This is a genomic window from Rhodopseudomonas sp. NSM (genome assembly GCF_052445935.1).
Taxonomy (GTDB): Bacteria; Pseudomonadota; Alphaproteobacteria; order Rhizobiales; family Xanthobacteraceae; genus Rhodopseudomonas.
In genome coordinates, this window is record NZ_JBQTCH010000007.1 from 231184 (window position 1) to 250240 (window position 19057).

Annotated in this window: 15 protein-coding genes, 1 tRNA gene and 1 pseudogene; 5 read left to right on the plus strand and 12 right to left on the minus strand. The window is 64.6% G+C overall.

Going from position 1 to position 19057, the window contains the following annotated elements; translation table 11 throughout:
• Positions 1-24: 24 nt before the first annotated feature.
• The 6 genes from ACTZWT_RS18775 to ACTZWT_RS18800 all read right to left on the minus strand — a co-directional run bounded on the left by ACTZWT_RS18775 (position 25) and on the right by ACTZWT_RS18800 (position 5836).
• Positions 25-1017: an ABC transporter substrate-binding protein gene (locus ACTZWT_RS18775; protein ID WP_444771193.1), complete on the minus strand. Its 993-nt coding sequence runs from the start codon at positions 1015-1017 to the stop codon at positions 25-27.
• Between the two features lie 35 nt (positions 1018-1052).
• Positions 1053-1838 carry an ABC transporter permease gene (locus ACTZWT_RS18780; RefSeq protein WP_444771194.1) on the minus strand — a complete coding sequence of 262 codons (786 nt, stop codon included), beginning with the start codon at positions 1836-1838 and terminating at the stop codon, positions 1053-1055.
• A 598-nt stretch (positions 1839-2436) separates the two neighbouring features.
• Positions 2437-3486: a glycosyltransferase family 4 protein gene (locus tag ACTZWT_RS18785; protein ID WP_444771195.1), complete on the minus strand. Its 1050-nt coding sequence runs from the start codon at positions 3484-3486 to the stop codon at positions 2437-2439.
• Entirely contained in the window at positions 3486-4352 is an 867-nt protein-coding gene (locus ACTZWT_RS18790; protein ID WP_444771277.1) for a UDP-2,3-diacylglucosamine diphosphatase, read from the minus strand. Before ACTZWT_RS18790 ends, ACTZWT_RS18785 begins: the two co-directional genes overlap by 1 nt.
• 239 nt (positions 4353-4591) lie before the next feature.
• Positions 4592-5251, minus strand: coding sequence for a DedA family protein (locus tag ACTZWT_RS18795; protein WP_444771196.1), 660 nt, complete (start codon positions 5249-5251; stop codon positions 4592-4594).
• 6 nt (positions 5252-5257) lie between these two features.
• Positions 5258-5836, minus strand: a complete 579-nt coding sequence (locus ACTZWT_RS18800; RefSeq protein WP_444771197.1) for a class I SAM-dependent methyltransferase — start codon at positions 5834-5836, stop codon at positions 5258-5260.
• A gap of 330 nt (positions 5837-6166) precedes the next feature.
• On the opposite strand from ACTZWT_RS18800, the pseudogene ACTZWT_RS18805 reads away from it, so the two are divergent.
• Positions 6167-6560 (plus strand): annotated as a pseudogene (locus tag ACTZWT_RS18805) (response regulator); the annotation flags it as partial.
• Positions 6561-6791: 231 nt separating this feature from the next.
• Here ACTZWT_RS18805 and ACTZWT_RS18810 read toward each other — a convergent pair.
• From ACTZWT_RS18810 to ACTZWT_RS18830, 5 genes are all read right to left on the minus strand, one after another.
• Positions 6792-7040 (minus strand): hypothetical protein, encoded by a 249-nt coding sequence (locus tag ACTZWT_RS18810; RefSeq protein ID WP_444771198.1) that lies wholly within the window; start codon positions 7038-7040, stop codon positions 6792-6794.
• A 384-nt stretch (positions 7041-7424) separates the two neighbouring features.
• Positions 7425-7514 (minus strand) — tRNA-Ser (locus ACTZWT_RS18815).
• Between the two features lie 186 nt (positions 7515-7700).
• Positions 7701-9185 carry an alpha,alpha-trehalose-phosphate synthase (UDP-forming) gene (gene otsA, locus ACTZWT_RS18820; RefSeq protein ID WP_444771199.1) on the minus strand — a complete coding sequence of 495 codons (1485 nt, stop codon included), beginning with the start codon at positions 9183-9185 and terminating at the stop codon, positions 7701-7703.
• A 130-nt stretch (positions 9186-9315) separates the two neighbouring features.
• Complete coding sequence (gene otsB / locus ACTZWT_RS18825; RefSeq protein ID WP_444771200.1) at positions 9316-10122, minus strand: trehalose-phosphatase; 807 nt, start codon at positions 10120-10122, stop codon at positions 9316-9318.
• On the minus strand, positions 10119-11594 hold the full coding sequence (locus tag ACTZWT_RS18830) for an MFS transporter (RefSeq protein WP_444771201.1): 1476 nt from the start codon (positions 11592-11594) through the stop codon (positions 10119-10121). The genes otsB and ACTZWT_RS18830 overlap by 4 nt, the downstream gene beginning before the upstream one ends.
• Before the next feature lie 444 nt (positions 11595-12038).
• On the opposite strand from ACTZWT_RS18830, the gene ACTZWT_RS18835 reads away from it, so the two are divergent.
• The 4 genes from ACTZWT_RS18835 to ACTZWT_RS18850 all read left to right on the plus strand — a co-directional run bounded on the left by ACTZWT_RS18835 (position 12039) and on the right by ACTZWT_RS18850 (position 17492).
• Positions 12039-12524 (plus strand): (2Fe-2S)-binding protein, encoded by a 486-nt coding sequence (locus ACTZWT_RS18835; protein ID WP_444771202.1) that lies wholly within the window; start codon positions 12039-12041, stop codon positions 12522-12524.
• Between the two features lie 101 nt (positions 12525-12625).
• Complete coding sequence (locus ACTZWT_RS18840) at positions 12626-14986, plus strand: xanthine dehydrogenase family protein molybdopterin-binding subunit (RefSeq protein ID WP_444771203.1); 2361 nt, start codon at positions 12626-12628, stop codon at positions 14984-14986.
• Positions 14987-15159: 173 nt separating this feature from the next.
• On the plus strand, positions 15160-15960 hold the full coding sequence (locus ACTZWT_RS18845; protein ID WP_444771204.1) for an FAD binding domain-containing protein: 801 nt from the start codon (positions 15160-15162) through the stop codon (positions 15958-15960).
• Positions 15961-16376: 416 nt separating this feature from the next.
• Positions 16377-17492 (plus strand): CaiB/BaiF CoA transferase family protein, encoded by a 1116-nt coding sequence (locus tag ACTZWT_RS18850; protein WP_444771205.1) that lies wholly within the window; start codon positions 16377-16379, stop codon positions 17490-17492.
• A gap of 243 nt (positions 17493-17735) precedes the next feature.
• Here the strand turns inward: ACTZWT_RS18850 and fahA are convergent, their stop codons facing one another.
• The gene (gene fahA / locus ACTZWT_RS18855; RefSeq protein WP_444771206.1) at positions 17736-19004 is read right to left on the minus strand and encodes a fumarylacetoacetase; all 1269 of its coding nucleotides are present in this window, start codon (positions 19002-19004) and stop codon (positions 17736-17738) included.
• Between the last annotated feature and the right edge of the window lie 53 nt (positions 19005-19057).

Here is a 19057-nt window from a genome sequence, read left to right on the forward strand (position 1 = left end):
GCAGTTGGAGGACGCTGCCCGCGCTCATTCGCCGATATCCGCCTTGGTCAGCAGTTTCTCGCGGACGTTGATCGGCCCCTGCACCACACCCTGGGCGATGAACACGTCGACCAGCGCCTGATAGGATTTGACGTCGGTGTCGTCGAGGTCCTTGAAGCCACGCAGATAGGGCTGCGCCACGAGGTCGAGCTGATCGGCCTTGATCGGCGTGTAGGCCGGCAGCACTGCCTTGTACTTGGTGAAATCGGCGTTCACCAGATCGGTCGCCTGATCGATCACCGCGACGACACGGCGGGCGACGTCCGGGCGCTCGGTCATGAATTTGGTCGTCATCACCGAAGCGCCGGAATAGAACGGGTCGGCGATGACGCTGGCGACCGGGTTGGTCATGGCGCGCTTGGCCTTGCCGGACGCCACCGCGATCGAGCCGACCGGCTCCAGCGACAGCGTGGCGTCGACCGTGCCGCCGACCACCGCCGGCACCTGCATGGCGACCGCGAGATCGACCAGCTTGACGTCCTTGTCGGGATCGAGGCCGGCGGCCTTCACCATCTGGCGCGAGATCGTCCGCCACTGGATGCCGGGCACGTGGCCGAGCGTCTTGCCCTTGAGGTCGGCGAAGCTTTTGATCTCGCTGTCGGGCTTGACGATCAGCCCGTCATTGATGCGGTCGACCTTGATGCCGCCGCCCTGCAGGCCGAACACCTTGAGCTTGCCGGGGAATTTCGACTCCGCGATCATCGCGATGCCGGCCGCGGCGCCGGGCGGTCCGAAATCGGCGCGTCCGGCGATCAGCGCGTCGATGATCTGGTTCGGCGATTCCATTTTGTTGGAGTCGATCTCGATGCAGGCCTTCTCGAACAGCTTCTGGTCGAGCGCGACGTAATAAGCGGTGGTCTGCATGATCGGCAGCCAGGCCGCAGTCACCTTGTCCATCTTGTCGCAGGCGGCCTGCGCACTGCTGACGGTCGAGAGCGCGGCCGTCATCGCGGCGGCGAACAGAACTGATTTCGACATCTTGGACTCCTTGTGAACGGGGGCGGCAGGGGTCGTCATTTGCCCGACCAGTGGATGACCGAACGTTCGAGAAACAGCAGGATCAGATTGAGCCCGTATCCCATCGCGCCGGTGATCAGGATCGAGCCGTACATGTCGGTGAGCGAGTAGGAGATCTGCGCGTCGATGATGCGGTGGCCCATGCCGTCGGTGGCGCCGATGAACATTTCGGCGACAATGATGACGACCAGCGCCAGCGACACCGCGGTGCGCAACCCGATGAAGGTCTGCGGCAGGGTTTCGAAGAAGATCACGTCGCGGAAGATGCGGAGCGACGACGCGCCCATCGAACGTGCCGCGAGAATTCGCGTCTGCCGGGCATTCATCACGCCGTAGGCGACGTTGAACACGATCACCAGCCAGGCGGCGAACGCCGCCACGGCGATCTTGGCGAGATCGCCGAGCCCGAACAGCAGCAGGAACAGCGGAAACATCGCCGTCGCCGGTGTCGAGCGGAAGAAATCGATGATGAACTCGACCGATCGATACACAGTCGCCTTGGCGCCGAGCACGATGCCGATCGGAACGCCCGCGATGATCGCGATCGCGATCGAATAAGCGACCCGAACCATCGTGCTCCAGAAATCTTCGGTCATGCTGCCGGACCAGATATTGGCCGCAGTGTCGCGAAGCGTGTCGACCGGCGACGGCAGCAGGTCCTGATTGACCCAGCCGCCGCGCGCTGCGAGCCACCAAACCCCGAACAACAGGATCGGGCCGACCGCCAGTTCGCTGGCGCGACGGAATCTCGCTGCGGTGGTTTTCGAAATGGCGAACGACACGATGTTCAGATCTCCGCAGTGACCAGATTGTTTGCTGGGCGGCTGGTCGGCTGGTCGGCTGGTCGGCTGGTCGGCTCATCATCGCTGATCGAGACCGTATGAAAATGCCGAATAGTGCAACGCGATGTGCAAGATTGCATATTCAAAGCAGCCAGATTGAAGATTAATTTGTAATCATACATTGTTGAGTTTGTGGGCACCCGGCGCCGGCCGCCCTTATTGTAATACCGCCCCTGTCGGCGCGCTGGACCAATCCCGTGTCCGCTCGCCGATCGATGGGATCGTTGCTGATGAGAGTGGAAGAACGGCCCCGGCGGGACCATGAACTTGAACGACGGACCCGAGGCCAAAACGGCGGTCGCCGCCAACTCAACAGGAGCACTTTGATGCTGCGCCCCAGCGGCGGGACTGCGTTTCTCGTCTGATGCGGAGAGAGGTGTCAGTCAATCCCCATTGAAAGATAATGCATTTTCTAACTTCCCAGGCACGCTGTGGCGCGGCTGCCGGAATTGCGCCCTCGTTCCATTCGCGCATGGCGCTGCCGTGCCTGTAGCGTCTTCGAGCGGACTGTCGGGGACAGAATCATTCAACCCAAGGATCACGCCAGCGCGCGTTCGTGAGCGACGGCGGTGGAGTCCTGCCCGGGCACACCGTGCGCCCGTCTGGTGTTGTCGAGGAACTGCCGCGCGCTCTCGCGCCAGGTGAAGTTCAAAGCGTGGGCCCGGCATTCTTCACGCCGCACTTGTAGTGCAGCCAGCGCCGCACGGCGCAGATCGCGATCGAGACAGCCGCAGCCCGACTTGCCGATGACGTCGAGCGGTCCCATCACCGGGAAGGCCGCGACCGGCAGACCACACGCCAGCGCCTCGAGGATCACCATCCCGAACGTATCGGTCAGACTCGGGAAGACAAAGACATCTGCCGATGCGTAGACGTCGGCAAGCGCTTGCCCGGTCCGCGTGCCGAGAAAGCGGACGTGTGGATATCTCGATTGCAGGGCCGCGCGCGACGGCCCGTCGCCGACCACGATCTTCGAACCCGGCAAATCGAGATCGAGAAAGGCGTCGAGGTTCTTCTCGACCGCGACGCGGCCGACATACAGGAACACCGGCGCCGGAAAGGCCAGCGGCCGCACGCTGTGCGGACGAAACAGCTCGGCATCGACACCGCGCGACCACGGCATCAAATTGCGGAAGCCATGCGCCTTCAGCGCTCGCTCCAGCGTCGGCGAGCCGACCATGGTGCCGTCACCGCTGTTGTGGAAGCGGCGCAGCGCCGCATAGCCCCACTTCAGCGGCACCGGTAACCGCGCAGCCAGATATTCGGGAAAGCGGGTGTGATAGCTGGTCGTGAACGGATAACCGCGCGTCTGGCAGACGTAGCGCGTGATCCACCCGATCGGCCCTTCGGTCGCAATGTGCACCGAGTCCGGGCGTATCCTGGAGATCGCGCGCTCGATCCGCCGCGCCGAGGCGAGCGCAAGATGGATCTCCCGGTATCCAGGCAGCGGCAGCGTGCGGAAATCGCTCGGCGTCAGGAAGTCGATATCGGCCCCGAGCGAGGGCGCTTCGCTGGCAAGATATTCCAACGAGCGCACCACGCCGTTGACCTGCGGACGCCAGGCGTCGGTCGCGACAAGCACGCGCATCACGCCACCGCTTTCGCGAATGGCACCACGCTCGCGTCACCCGGCATCGGGTGCGGCAGCGCGGTCCACCTGATGATCTCGAAGCGACCGTCATGATGCTCGACGACCCCGGTGCAGGATTCCACCCAGTCGCCGGTGTTGATATAGCGAACGCCGAAATCGTCATGCATGGCCGCGTGATGGATGTGGCCGCAGATCACGCCCTGAGCCTGGTGGCGCGCCGCTTCCGACGACAGCACCTCCTCGAAATGGCCGATGTGGCTGACCGCATTCTTGACCCGCAACTTCGCCCAGGATGAGAACGACCAATAGGCGAGCCCGAACCGGCTCCGGATCTTGTTCAGCCAGACGTTCGAGGCCAACGCTGTACGATAGCCGGCATCGCCGAGCAACGCGAGCCAGCGGGCGTGACGCACGACGAGATCGAAATGATCACCATGAACGACGAGATAGTCGCGCCCATCGATACCGCGGTGAATCGCGTACTCGACCACTTCGAGGCCGCCAAACGCCGAGCCGACATAGTCGCGCACGAACTCGTCGTGATTGCCGGCAACATAGACGACGCGCTTGCCCCGGCGCGCGAGGTCGACCAGTTCCTGCACCACCGCATTGTGCGCCGTCGGCCAGTACCAGCTCGACCTCAAACACCAGCCATCAACGATATCGCCGACCAGGTACAGGGTTTCGGCGTCATGGTGGCGGAGAAAGTCGATCAGCCGATCGGCCTGGCATCCTCTGGTCCCAAGATGGACGTCGGAAATGAACAGGCTCCTGACCCTGGTGACATCCCGCGGCAAGGAGCGGGCGGCGTCCGGGTGCTGCGCCGGCCGATCGCCGTCGCGGCGCTCGCGAAGAAAGGTCATCGCCGCGGCTTCCGCCAGGCCCGCGAGGACCTTCGTCACGTCACGGCTGGCGCGCCGCCTGAAGATCGAGCGATGCCAATAGACGCCGACGGCAATAACAAGCAGCGCGAGCTGGGCGCCACGATGCCGGCCGTCGGACGCCGCGACGCCGAACTGAAGGCTGGCGAGCAGGGTCAGCACCGCGGCCAAGAGATGCTCGAGCGCATGGGAGGCGGGTCTGAAACGGGACAACAGGGCTCTCATGCAAACTCCTCGGCGGGCACTGGCGCAGCGACTGCATGTGGCCGCGCAGAACGCGGCGACGCGATCAAACGCTTGTAGAGGCGAAGTCCCAGGATGATCGCAGCCTCTATGGCGATCAGAGCCGCCGCTACCCAGAAGCCGATGCCGACGGGATCGTGGCCGCTGCCGCGCAGCGCATAGCCAAGGGTGAGGAACGGCATGTTCCAGATCACAGTGCCGATCGCGGCGGCAGCAACGAAGGCGCGCGGCTCCAGTCGCAGTACACCTGCCGGCAGAGCCAGATAGATCCGCACCACCGGCAGCGTCTGGCCGATCAGCGTCACCCAGAAATGGTTGCCGCGATAAGCGTCGGTGAGCTGGTGATAGAGCGAGGTCCGCAGAAACACGTACTTTCCATAGCGTGTCACCAGCCCCTCGACGCGCTGCGAACCCAACGCACGGCCAATCCGGTACCAACCGATCGCCCCGATCACGGATCCGAGGCTTGTCGCCATGATGGTCATGGCGAGCATCGTGCCGTCGGGAATCGTCAGGCCGAGGAGCATCAGCAGGACATAGGACGGAAACAGCGGGATGAACTTCTCGGCGACCGCCAGGCAGCCAACGCCCAGCAGGCCGAAGCTCATAAACAGTGTAATTGTGTGCGACGGGTCCATGGTGCCTCAATCACGTTGGGGGCGGCGACTGATCCGGTACACCGACGCCGGCGGCAGGTTGCGAAAGGTCTGCCCAATGCAGGTTGCTTGCAGGCCGAGGCGATCCAGGATCACGTCAGCAACGGGACAGTGCGGGCCATAAGTGATCTGATAGAAGGCGCCGCCCGGGCGGAGATAGAAGAACGCACCGTCAAGGATCGCTTGCACCTTGTCCGGCGGCATCGTGAGCATCCCGAGCCCGCTGACGACGGCGCCAACCGGCGCCCCCTCGAACAGCTTTTCCCTGTGCAGCCAGGCTGCATCCATCCAAAGCACGCGAGCTCCGGGGAAGCGTTGCTGTAGTAGCGGGATGAAATCGGATCCGTATTCGATCAAAGTGAGATCCTGTTGCCTGACGCCGCGCTTGAGCAGTGCGCGGGTGAACACGCCGGTGCCGGGTCCGAGCTCGATGACGGGGCCGGTCTCGGCGGTGATCCCTTGCACCATCAGGGACGAGGCGGCAGACCCCGACGGGGCAACCGCGGCGACGCTCAGCGGATTGCGAATCCACGCGCGAAAAAACGGCAGGATGTCAGCCGCCGACATGCTGGATCTCCCGGACGATGAAAGTGCGGACGGATCCATGGTGATGATTGGGTAGCGAGGTCATTTACTTGTCTTTCCGTTTGCTGACTTCCGCCGTCGAATGCGGACGGCTCCCGCCGGTTGGGCAGTGTCCGGCGCAGCTGGATGATCAAGCCAGGCCCGACAGATGGCCCTCAGTCTCACGCGAACATTGCGGCAGTCTGTCGCGAACGCGTAGTTTGAAAAAAGTCACCAGCGACGGCTTCGCCTGACTGCCGCAAACTTGCCGCAATGAATTGGGCGTGGAATCGGCAGCCCCGACGGAGATCGGACGCAGGGAAGTGGCTGCGAATGCGCCTTCTGTTGGTGGAGGACCAGCCGGAAACGGTCACGGCGCTGCGAGCAACGCTCGCGCGCCACGACATGCTCATCGATCATGCGCCGAATCTATCCGGAGCCGAGGTGATTACCGGTGAGGGCGACTACGACGCGATCGTGCTCGATCGCCGACTGCCGGACGGTGACGGCCTGTCGCTGATTCCGAAGTTGCGCGAGAGCGGTAATGCGGTGCCAGCACTGGTACTCACCGCCCGCGACGAGCTAGCAGACCGGGTGTCGGCCTCGACAGCGGCGCGGACGATTACCCGGCAAGCCATTTGCGTTCGAGGAGTTGCTGGCACGATTGCGGGCGTTGCGCCGTCCGACTAGCGTGCAGAACGATGTCGGGCGGATCGGCCGCATGTCGCCTCGCACCTGCCATTAGGGAATCGCGCGGTCAGGTGTCACGGAACGCACCCAGCTTGCGAAAACGCATCTCTTCGAGGGCGATCGATCTGCAGGCCTCCTTGACATTAGCGAGGTTGTCGAACGCCGCGCCACAGGCCGTGCAACGAACGGGTTCATGGTCTTCATCCGGCGCGCTGATCAGATAGCCCCCGCAATCGCTGCAGTGAAACTCGAGTTGAAGTGATAATGATCAGGATGGTCCGGCGTCGACGCGTGGTTGAGAATTGAGATCGAGCGTCTTGGCGCTGCACGCCTCGTCGCCTTGAGGCCGAAAGAGCAGATCGCGGTATTGAGGATGGCGGCTCGCCAAATCGGTCAGCGAGCCCCCGCCGTCCTCGATAATCCTACGGTACTCTAACAGGAACGGCAGAAAATCACCGCCATCGACGGGTATTTGGCCAACCTCGGAGGCCATTGTCGTCTCGGGCACTTCGTCCATGTCGATACCAAGCGAACGCCACGACCGAAGGACCGGCACCCAACATGCGTGCTGCATCGGCACAATCTCCGTTGGCCGATCCCTACCCTCTTGAAACTCGCGATGCCTCAGCAGCCACGCAAGAGGCGTGCGCCGTTGCATGGTTACCGACAACCCAGCCTGCGATGATGTCGTCGTTCGACATGTTGCCCTACCTGACCGGCGAGGAGGCCGGGAGCCGGTCTGCAATGGTGCCTGAGGATGTGAGCCTGGGTTCAGCGATAGTCCAAACGCTTGGATGAATCAGTGGGCGATGGCGACACAATGCGGGCCACCACGGGGCACTTCGGCCGCCAGCCTTGACAAGTCATTGAAATAACAGAAGAATGCCGAGCATCCGAACACTGGCGGAGAGAGTGGGATTCGAACCCACGGTACGGTTTCCCGCACACACGCTTTCCAAGCGTGCGCCTTAAGCCACTCGGCCATCTCTCCGGGCGCCCTCTCATGACCGCGCCGGGCGGATTTGGCAAGGCATCGCGGCCGCGGCTGGCGGATTTCACCTAAATTATTGATTTGATGGAGCGCTCCCGCATCGGAAAGCTCGGGCCGCAGATCCGCCGGGCGCACATCGTCGCGCGAATCCTGGCAGCAGTGCCCGGACGCGGCGCCGGCTGCCTCCTATTGCAGCCTCGCGCCGCCGAATGCCGAAGGGCCGCCCCGCGACCAGCCTCCCGCCATCTTCAGCGCCGGCGGCTGGCTGGCAATTTCCCGGGCGGCTTCGCGGTTGGCGCCATGGGCGTCTTCCAGGGACGCGACGAAATCCGCGAACCAGGATTGCACGCTGCCGCGGCGCAGCTTGGCCATCATCGCTTCCCAGCGCAGCCGGCGCTCGGTCAGCGGCATCGACAGCGCGGTGGCGATGGCGCGCGCCATGCCCTCGACGTCGTGGGGATTGACCAGCAGCGCGGTGTCGAGTTCGTTGGCGGCGCCGGCGAATTTCGACAGCACCAGCACGCCGGGATCGATCGGGTTCTGCGCGGCGACGTATTCCTTCGCCACCAGATTCATACCGTCCTGCAGCGGCGTTACCAGGCCGACCTGCGCGGTGCGGTACAGACCCGCCAGCACGCCCTGGCGGAAACCCTTGTTGAGATAGCGGATCGGCGTCCAGTCGGCTTCGCCGAGCCGGCCATTGACGTCGCTGACGAGCCTGGCGAGTTCGCCCTGCAGATTGCCGTAGGCCTCGATCGTGCCGCGCGACGGCGTCGCGATCTGCAGCAGCGATACGGTGCGCTGCAGTGACGGCCGCGAGGTCAGCATGCGGTCGAACGCATTGACGCGGTTGATCAGGCCCTTCGAGTAGTCGAGGCGATCGACGCCGATCACCAGCTTCTCGCCGTGAAGGCTCTTGCGCAGCCGCGAAACGTCCGGATGCGCCGTTGCCTTCTGGGCCTGCTGCGCAAAAAGATCGGCATCGATGCCGATCGGGAAGACTTCGCAGCGCGATGTTCCGTGCGGCGTGACGATCACGCCGTCGGTGACGCCATAGGCAAGTTCGGCTTTGACGTAAGAGAGGAAGTTGCTGCGGTCCTCTTCGGTCTGGAAACCGATCAGATCATAGGCGAGCATCGCCTCGATCAGTTCGCGATTGTGCGGCACGCACCCCATCGTCGCCGGCGACGCCCACGGCGTGTGCAGGAAGAATCCGATCGGCTGGGTGACGCCGAGTGCGCGCAACTCGGCGCCGAGCGCGAGAAAGTGGTAGTCCTGAATCCAGAACGCGGTATCGGGCTTGCGGAAGCGCATCAAGGCGCGCGCCATAAAGCCGTTGACCTCGCGATAAGAATGATAATCGTCCGATGAAACGCGGATCAGATCGGCGCGCGAATGCAGCGCCGGCCACAGCGCGGAATTGGCGAAGCCTTCGTAATAGCCGCCATAATGCGCGGCGGGCAGGTCCAGCATCGCCAGCGCGCCGGCGCCGAGCGGTTCGATCTCAGCGAAAGGCTCCCTTTGTACGCCATCGCGCACACGACCACTGGAACCGACCCAGATTGCTCCTGATTTTTCGACGATGGGGAGCAGCGCGGCGGCCAGACCGCCGGTCATTGGCTCATTTGCCGAGGCCCTTGCGACCCGGTTTGAAACGACCACTAGGTTCACTTGTCCCTCCGGCGCCCAACCCTTTGATGATTGTCCATATTAACAACCGTTCATCGAGTTCGTTCCATGGCCCGATTCCATCAACATTGCGGCCATGACATGAAAAGACGCGGAACCCAGAATCTTGCGGCTAAGTTGTGACAAACTGTGGATCGAGCAGTTGCGCGAGCCATGCCCGCACATCGCGCGGCTCGTCGAAATGGCCGGCCACGATATCGCTGTGGCGTCCCACCGAAAATGCGATGCCACGCAGTTCCGGCATGATCGCAAATACCGTTTCGTCGGTCACGTCGTCGCCCAGAAATACCGGCCGTCGGCCCTTGAAAGGTTCGTGCTTCATGAGTTCCAGCACGCCGGTCGCCTTGGTGACGCCGGCATGTTTGATCTCGCACACCGACTTGCCGGGCAGCACTTCGAGCGGGGCGTGCGGGTTCTCGGCGCGGATCGCGGCGACGGATTCGTAGATCGCCTTTTCGGTGTGCGGCGCCAGCCGGTAGTGTAGCGCGAGCGAATAGCCCTTGTCCTCGAGCAGAATGCCGGGGCTGATCCGCGCGATCGCGGCGAGCCGGCTCTTCAACTCGGGATCGAGCGGCGGCACATTGGTGGCGGCGTAATCGCCGCTGGACAACAGCCGCATCTCGGCGCCGTGGCCGCCGACCGCGGGCAGCTTCAGCGGCGCGAAGATCAGATCGATATCATTGATCGAGCGGCCGCTGACCAGCGCCAGCGCGCCGGAGGTGCGCTCGTGCAGCGCGCGCAGGGTCTGCTCCAGTTCCGGCGGCACCCAGACTTCGCGCGGCGTCGGCGCCATATCGAGCAAGGTGCCGTCGATATCGAGCAGCAGCGCACATTGGTCGAGATGCGGAACCAATGCGCCGGGCACCGGCACCGAGTTGGTGTTCTGCCGTGGAGTGTCGTCGGCCAAATTCGAAGTCATCCGTTTTCCTCTACAGCGGCCAGCGGCCGCGCCACTTGTTCGAGCGACTTGCGTTCAGCCGCCACACCATAACGCCAACCGACCATTGCGGCGACGATCATCAGACCCGCGCCGAGCAGATAGCCGGCGAACACGGTGGCGCGTGACCCGGTATCGATCAGCACGCCGAACAGCGCCGGGCCGGCGACGCCGCCGATCCCGGTGCCTATCGCGTAGAATATTGCGATCGCCAGCGCACGAACCTCGAGCGGGAAGGTCTCGCTGACCGTGAGATAGGCAGCACTCGCGGCCGGCGATGCGAAGAAGAAGATCACCATCCAGGCGATCGTCTGAGTCTGCGCGGTCAGCGCCCCGATCGAGAACAGATAGCCCGACCCTGCGAGCAGAATTCCCGAGACGCCATAGGTGAACGCGATCATCTTGCGGCGGCCGATCGTATCGAACAATCGTCCGAGCAGCAACGGCCCGAGGAAATTGCCGGCCGCGAACGGCAGGATGTACCAGCCGATATGGCTGACGGGGATCCCGAAGAAGTCGGTCAGCACCAGCGCGTAGGTGAAGAAGATCGCATTGTAGAAGAACGCCTGCGCCACCATCAGCGTCAGCCCGACGAACGAACGCTGCCTGTATCTGATGAGCAGCGTGTGCGCGACCTCGCGCAGCGGCGTGTGGCTGCGCGTCTGCAGCCTGATCCTCGATTTGATGCGATGCTCCGCCTCGGGCGCGGCGCGTGCCGTGCGCTCGATGGCGGCCACGATCGCTTCGGCCTGTTCCGGACGGCCGTGGATCATCAGCCAGCGCGGGCTTTCCGGAATCCAGAGCCGCATCACGAAGACCACCAGGCCGAGCACGGCGCCGGTAAAATAAGCCACCCGCCAGCCATATTCGGGATCGATGACCGCCGGGTCGAGCAACACGATGGCGCAGACCGCGCCGAGCGCCGCACCGATCCAGAAGCTGCCGTTGATCATCAGATCGGTCCAGCCGCGATAGCGCGCCGGCATTAGTTCCTGGATCGTCGAGTTGATCGCGGTGTATTCGCCGCCGATGCCTGCGCCGGTGAGAAATCGAAACAGTGCGTAGCTCCAGACATTCCATGACAGCGCCGTCGCAGCGGTCGCGGCGAGATAAAGCGCGAGCGTAATGAAGAACAGTTTCTTGCGGCCGATCCGGTCGGTCAGCCAGCCGAAGCCGAGCGCGCCGATCACCGCGCCGGCGAGGTAGGCGCTGTTGGCGAGGCCGACATCGAGGTTCGAGAACTGCAGCTGCTGTTTCAGCGCCCCCGACAGCGTGCCCGCGAGCGTCACTTCGAGGCCATCCAGAATCCAGGTGATGCCGAGCGCGGCCACCACTCGGGTATGAAAGCCGCTCCACAGCAGTCCGTCCAGCCGCGCCGGAATATCCGTTTCGACGACACCGCCGGCATCGGCCCGCGTCGTCTCGCTGATCACGGCGCTGGTCGGAATGGCCATTCACCTCGCTCCGGCGTTGAGCCACGCCGCAAGCGCCGAACGTGGCGATCCGCCGCGGGCGGCGGATCGGTTGCGAAGACAACGGAAGCAGACGGCATCGGTTCCCCACGATTCGGGAACAGCATCGCCCCGTAAGCTTCGGGCGCGACGCGCCGGGATCGTTCAGCGGGCCACCAGCCGGCGCCGGCTTGCTGCGCTGCAAACAGATTTTCGACCGATTGCGCCGACGCCCTGCGGGTTACTTCCGTGTCAGCCCCCTGAGACTGCTTCTCCCAGTGCCGCCCTCTGTAATCCATCACTCTGCAGTATCTCAGCAGGTCGTCATCGCAGTGTCATCAGGCAGCGCGCGCATCTCTGAAACGGACGCCGCGAAAATCCCAGTTGCAAAGTCCCGCGGCCGTGCTTCTAATTGGAACAATTAAAAATTCACCGGGAGGACTGCGCGTGTCCAAAGTCTCAATGACTGTCAACGGGAAAGCCGTCACGGCGGAGGTCGAGGATCGTACCCTCCTCGTCCAGCTGCTGCGTGATCATCTGAACCTGACCGGCACCCATGTCGGCTGCGACACCAGCCAGTGCGGCGCCTGCATCGTGCATATCGACGGCCGCGCCGTGAAGTCCTGCACCACGCTGGTCGGCCAGGCCGATGGCGCCAATATCACCACGATCGAAGGCATCTCCCGTGGCGACGAGTTGCACCCGATGCAGGCCGCGTTCCGCGACAATCACGGCCTGCAATGCGGCTACTGCACGCCCGGCATGATCATGTCGGCGATCGACATCGTCAACCGGCACGGCGCCGACCTCGACGAAGAGACCGTCCGCCAGGAGCTCGAAGGCAATATCTGCCGCTGCACCGGCTATCACAACATCGTCAAATCGGTGCTCGACGCCGCCTCCCGCATGAAGATGGCGCAGGCCGCAGAATAGGCGCTGCCGCCTTCGCCGTTTCGTCACCGATCAAATCAATCGAACGCTGCGCCCGCGTCGTCAACGTCGCGGCCGACGCAGTCGGACAGGGAGCAAATGCAATGGGCATCGAGGGTATTGGCGCCAGAGTCGCGCGCAAGGAAGACCGGCGCTTCATCACCGGCAAGGGCCGCTACGTCGACGACATCAAGATCATCGGCATGACGCATGCGTATTTCCTGCGCAGCCCGCACGCCCACGCCAAAATCAGGAGCATCGACGTCGAGGCCGCCAAGGCGATGCCGGGCGTGGTCGACGTGCTCACCGGGCAGCAGATCGTCGACGACAAGGTCGGCAATCTGATCTGCGGCTGGGCGATCCACTCCAAGGACGGCTCGGCGATGAAGATGGGCGCGTGGCCGGCGATGGCGCCGGAGACGGTGCGCTTCGTCGGCCAGGCGGTCGCGGTCGTCATCGCCGAGACCAGAAACCTCGCCCGCGACGCCGCCGAGGCCATCGTGGTCGATTACGAGGAACTGCCCGCCGTCGCCGACATCAAGGCCGCGATCGCGCCCGGCGCGGCGCAGCTTCACCCCGAAGCGCCCGGCAACATCGTGTACGACTGGGAGATCGGCGACCAGAAGGCGGTCGACGAGGCATTCGGCAAGGCCGCCAATGTGGTGACCTTCGAGCTCACCAATAACCGGCTGGTGCCGAACGCGATGGAGCCCCGCGCCGCACTCGCCGACTACAACGAGGCGGAAGAGCACTTCACGCTGTACACCACCTCGCAGAATCCGCATGTCGCCCGGCTGGTGCTGTCGGCATTCTACAACATCGCGCCAGAGCACAAGCTGCGCGTGGTGGCGCCCGACGTCGGCGGCGGCTTCGGCTCCAAGATCTTCATCTATCCGGAAGAGATGGTGGCGCTGTGGGCCTCCAAGAAGACCGGCCGCCCGGTGAAATGGACCGGCGACCGCAACGAGGCGTTCCTGACCGACGCTCACGGCCGCGACCACGTCTCCAAGGCCGAGATGGCGTTCGACGCCGACAACAGGATGCTGGCGCTGCGGGTGAAGACCCATGCCAATTTCGGCGCCTACATGTCGCTGTTCTCGTCCTCGGTACCGACCTATCTGTACGCCACGCTGCTGTCGGGCCAGTACAACATCCCGGCGATCTATGCCGAGGTGATCGGCGTCTACACCAACACCACGCCGGTCGACGCCTATCGCGGCGCTGGCCGCCCCGAGGCGTGCTATTTGCTGGAGCGGCTGGTCGAGACCGCGGCACGGCAGCTCAAGGTCGACCCGGCCGAACTGCGGCGCAAGAACTTCATCACCCAGTTCCCGCATCAGACCCCGGTGATCATGGCCTATGATGTCGGCGATTTCGGCGCCTCGCTCGACGCCGCGCTGAAGGCCGCCGATTATTCCGGCTTCCAGGCGCGCAAGGAGAAGGCCAAGGCGGAAGGCAAGCTGCGCGGGCTCGGCTTCTCCTGCTACATCGAGGCCTGCGGCATCGCGCCCTCGAAAGCGGTGGGCTCGCTCGGCGCCGGCGTCGGCCTGTGGGAATCCGCCGAAGTGAGAGTCAATCCGGTCGGCACCATCGAGATCCTGACCGGCTCGCACAGCCACGGCCAGGGCCACGAGACGACGTTCGCGCAACTCGTCGCCGATCGCCTCGGCATCCCGATCAACCAGGTCTCGATCGTGCACGGCGACACCGACAAGGTGCAGTTCGGCATGGGCACCTACGGCTCGCGCTCCGCCGCCGTCGGGATGTCGGCGATCTTCAAGGCGATGGAGAAGGTCGAGGCCAAGGCCAAGAAGATCGCGGCGCATCAGCTCGAAGCGTCGGAAGGCGACATCGTGATCGAGAACGGCGAGTTCAAGGTCACCGGCACCGACAAGTCGATCGCGCTGCCGATGGTGGCGCTCGCCGCCTACACCGCGCACAATCTGCCGGACGGCATGGAGCCCGGCCTGAAGGAGAGCGCGTTCTACGACCCGACCAACTTCACCTTCCCGGCCGGCTCCTATATCTGCGAGCTCGAAGTCGATCCCGGCACCGGCAAGACGACGTTCGTCAACTTCGTCGCGGTCGACGATTTCGGCCGGCTCATCAACCCGATGATCGTCGAGGGCCAGGTCCATGGCGGACTCGTCCAGGGCATCGGCCAGGCGCTGCTGGAGCAGGCGATCTACGACGACACCGGCCAGCTCATCACCGCTTCGTTCATGGACTACGCGATGCCGCGCGCCGACGACGTGCCGTCGTTCAAGGTGTCGCACACCGAGACGCTGTGTCCGGGCAATCCGCTCGGCGTCAAGGGCTGCGGCGAGGCCGGCGCGATCGGCGCTTCGGCGGCGGTGATCAACGCCATCACCGACGCGATCGGCAACAACAAACTGGAAATGCCGGCGACGCCCGACCGGGTGTGGCACGCGATCCACGCGCCGCTGCAGCAGGCGGCGGAGTAAGCGCTCCGTCATTGCGAGCACCCGGATCCGCGCTTCGCGCGGTCCGGGCACAGGCTCCGCGAAGCAATCCAGAGGCTGCGCATGCGAACTGGATTGCTTCGTCGCTTCGCTCCTCGCAATGACCGGAAATTTGGCTTGATCGTTTCCGATTCTGATCTCTTGGGAGATTTGCAATGTACGCCACCAACTATCACCGCCCCTCCACCGTCGATGAAGCCGTTGCATTGTTCGGCAAGGGTAGCGACCCGAAATATCTCGCCGGCGGCCACACGCTGCTGCCGGTGATGAAGCAGCGCCTCGCCGGGCCGAGCGACGTCATCGACATCGCGCGGATTCCGGGGCTGATCGGCATCGAGGCCAGCGCCGACGCGCTGACCATCCGGGCGGCGACGACCTATTACGACATCATGCACAATGCCGACGTGAAGCGGACGATCCCGGCGATCGCGCATCTCACTTCGGTGCTGGGCGATCCCGCGGTGCGCTATCGCGGCACGATCGGCGGCTCGGTCGCGACCAACGACCCGGCCGCCGACTATCCGGCCGCGGTGCTGGCGCTGAACGCCACGGTGAAGACCAACAAGCGCGAGATCCCGGCGGACCAGTTCTTCAAGGGGCTGTTCATGACCGCGCTCGAGGACAACGAGATCATCACCGCGATCTCGTTCCCGATCCCGGAGAAGGCCGGCTATGCGAAGATGCGCAATCCGGCGTCGCGCTTCGCATTGACCGGCGTGTTCGTCGCCAAGCACAAATCCGGCGAGATCCGGGTCGCCGCCACCGGCGCATCGCAGAACGGCGTGATGCGGGTGCCGGTGATCGAGGACGCGCTGAAGGCGAACTGGTCGGCGTCGGCGCTGGACAACGTCAAGGTGTCGGACGACGGCCTGATGGCCGACATCCATGGCAGCTCGGACTATCGCGCCAACCTGATCCGCGTGATGGCGCAGCGCGCCGTCGAGGCGGCGGGCTGAACGTCGCGTTCTGCTTTGGGCTTCACCTCTCCCCGCGTGCGGGGAGAGGTCGGATCAGCGCGAAGCGGTGATCCGGGTGAGGGGGCGTCTCGCCAAGGCCGAGAGTCTCCGACTCGCGTCGCCCCTCACCAACCCTCTCCCCGCGAAGAGCGGGGCGAGGGAGCGCGCTGCCGCTCGCGCGACCGGCGGCGTACCTTCGCGGTCGCTGCGCCGATCGCATTGCGCCCGACACGATAATTCCACACGACGGCAGGCGGCGCGCGATTGGCGCGCCGTTTTGTTTTGTGCGGCGCGGTCGCATGGCGGCATGCAGCGCTGCGCTGAAAAGCCGCTTGCCCTTGATGCACCGGCCGTGGTGATTTCGCCGCAACGACAACCGCTCCGCGCGATGCGGACAACAACAATGGACACCCAAGGTGCAAGACACAGCGACCGCCTCCACCAAGCCGCAGACCTCCGGCCGCGCCAGCGGACCGCTTGCGGGCATCCGCATCGTCGAATTCGCCGGCATCGGCCCGGGCCCGTTCGGCGCGATGCTGCTGGCCGACATGGGCGCCGAAGTGATTACCCTTTCGCGCGCCGGCCAGACGCCGCGCGGCGCCGCTGCCCGCGGCCGCAAGATCGTCGTGGTCGATCTCAAGGACAAGGCCTCGCTCGACGGCGTACTGGCGCTGCTCGACAATGCCGACGCGCTGATCGAGGGCTATCGCCCCGGCGTGATGGAGCGGCTCGGCCTCGGCCCCGACGTGGTGCTCGGCCGCAATCCGAGACTGGTCTATGGCCGAATGACCGGCTGGGGCCAGAGCGGCCCGCTGGCGCAGGCCGCCGGCCACGACATCAACTACATCTCGATCACCGGCGCGCTGGCGGCGATCGGCCCGGCGGAACGGCCGGTGCCGCCGCTCAACCTGGTCGGCGATTTCGGCGGCGGCTCGATGTATCTGGTCGTCGGGATGCTCGCCGCGCTGCTCGAGGCGAAATCGTCCGGCAAGGGCCAGGTGGTCGACGCCGCGATGTGCGACGGCGCCGCCTCGCTGATCACGATGTTCTTCGACATGACCGCGGCCGGCCGCTGGAAGGAAGGCCGCGAGAGCAACATGCTCGACGGCGGCGCGCATTTCTACGGCGTCTACGAATGCAAGGACGGCCATTTCGTTTCGATCGGTTCGATCGAGCCGCAGTTCTACAAACTGCTGCGCGAACTCGCCGGGCTGAGCGACCCGCAATATGACGGCCAGATGGATCCGAAGAACTGGCCGGCCTTGAAGGAAAAGCTGACCGCGGTGTTCAAGACCAAGACCCGCGACGAATGGTGCAAGCTGATGGAAGGCACCGACGTCTGCTTCGCACCGGTGCTGACGATGGCGGAAGCGACGCAACATCCGCACATGGTGGCGCGCGAGGTGTTCATCACCCACGAGGGCCACACCCAGCCGGCGCCGGCGCCACGGTTCTCGCGCACGCCGTCGTCGGTGCGCACGCCGCTAAAGGCGGATCTGGCCGGCCTGGCGAAGGAGTGGGGCGGGAAGTAAGCGGCAGCAGCTACAATCCCCGCCTGTAGGGTGGCGCTGAACGAAGCGAAGCCCACGCGTTACTCAAGTGGCGCAGCGCAGGCGCGTGGGCACGGCGCTGCGCGCCTCTTGCCCACCCTACGACCTCTCGTTCGTCATTCCGGGGCGCGCGTAGCGCGAACCCGGAATCTGGAGGTGCCCTGAACATCGGGACTCCGGGTTCGCGAGCTGCGCTCGCGCCCCGGAATGACGAACGCGAGGTTGTCAGTTGGCGGCCGCCAGAATCGTCCCCTCGACCTCGCCGAAACCGACGCGGTAGCCGTCGGCCTGGCACCAGCCGCGCAGCACGAGCGAATCGCCGTCTTCGAGGAAGCTGCGGACTTCGCCGCCGGGGAGCTGCAGCGGCTCGGCGCCGTTCCAGCTCAATTCCAGCAGGCTGCCGAGTTGATCCTTCTCCGGGCCGCTGACGGTGCCGGAGCCGAGCAGGTCGCCGACGCTCATCGCGCAGCCGCTCGACGCATGGTGAACGAGCTGCTGCACCGACGACCAGTACATGTATTTGAAGTTCGTGGCGCTGATCCGCGCCGGCGCATTCATCGCCGGCGTGCGCAGGCTCACTTCCAGCGCCATGTCATAGTTGTAGGCGCCGTGCTGCTGCAGATAGGGCAGCGGCACAGGGTCCTGCGCCGGGCCCTGCACGCGAAACGGCTCCAGCGCCTCGCGCGTCACGATCCACGGGCTGATCGAGGTGGCGAACGCTTTCGCCTGGAACGGCCCGAGCGGCACATACTCCCATTGCTGGATGTCGCGCGCGCTCCAGTCGTTCAACAGCGTAAAGCCGAAGATCATCGCTTCCGCCTGCTGTTCGGTCAGCATCGTGCCCATCGCCGACGCCTGCCCGACGACGACGCCGATCTCCAGTTCGAAATCGAGCCGCTTGCACGGCCCGAAGCTCGGCAGCTCGGCGGATGGTGGCTTGAGCTGCCCACGCGGGCGATGGATCCTGGTGCCGCTGACCACGACGGTGGAGGCGCGGCCGTTGTAGCCGATCGGGATGTGCAGCCAGTTCGGCAACAGCGGATTGGACTTGTCGCGGAACATGGTGCCGACATTGGTGGCGTGTTCCTTCGACGAATAGAAATCGGTGAAGCCTTCGACCCGCAGCGGCAGATGCAGCTTCGCGTCACTCATCGGAACAAGCGCCCGCGCGCGCAGCGCCGCGTCGTCGCGCAGCTCGGCATTGTCGTGGCGCAGCAGCGCGCTGATCCGCGCCCGCGTCGTGCTCCATGTCTGCGGACCGAGCGCCATGAAGGCGTTGATCGACGATTGAGCGAACACGCCGTCCGGCAGATCGAGCAGCTTGGCGTTCTGCAAAGCGGCGAGATCCAGCACATACTCGCCGATCGCGACGCCGACGCGCGGTGACGGGTCGGACGCGGTCGAGAACACGCCGTAAGGCAGATTTTGAATCGGGAAGACCGACTCGGGCTTCACGTCGATGAAGGAGCGCAGGCGCGGATCGTTGGGATGCATGATAGTCTCGACTTCGTTGGGTGGGGCAGTCGTTCACAAGTATGCCGTCATGG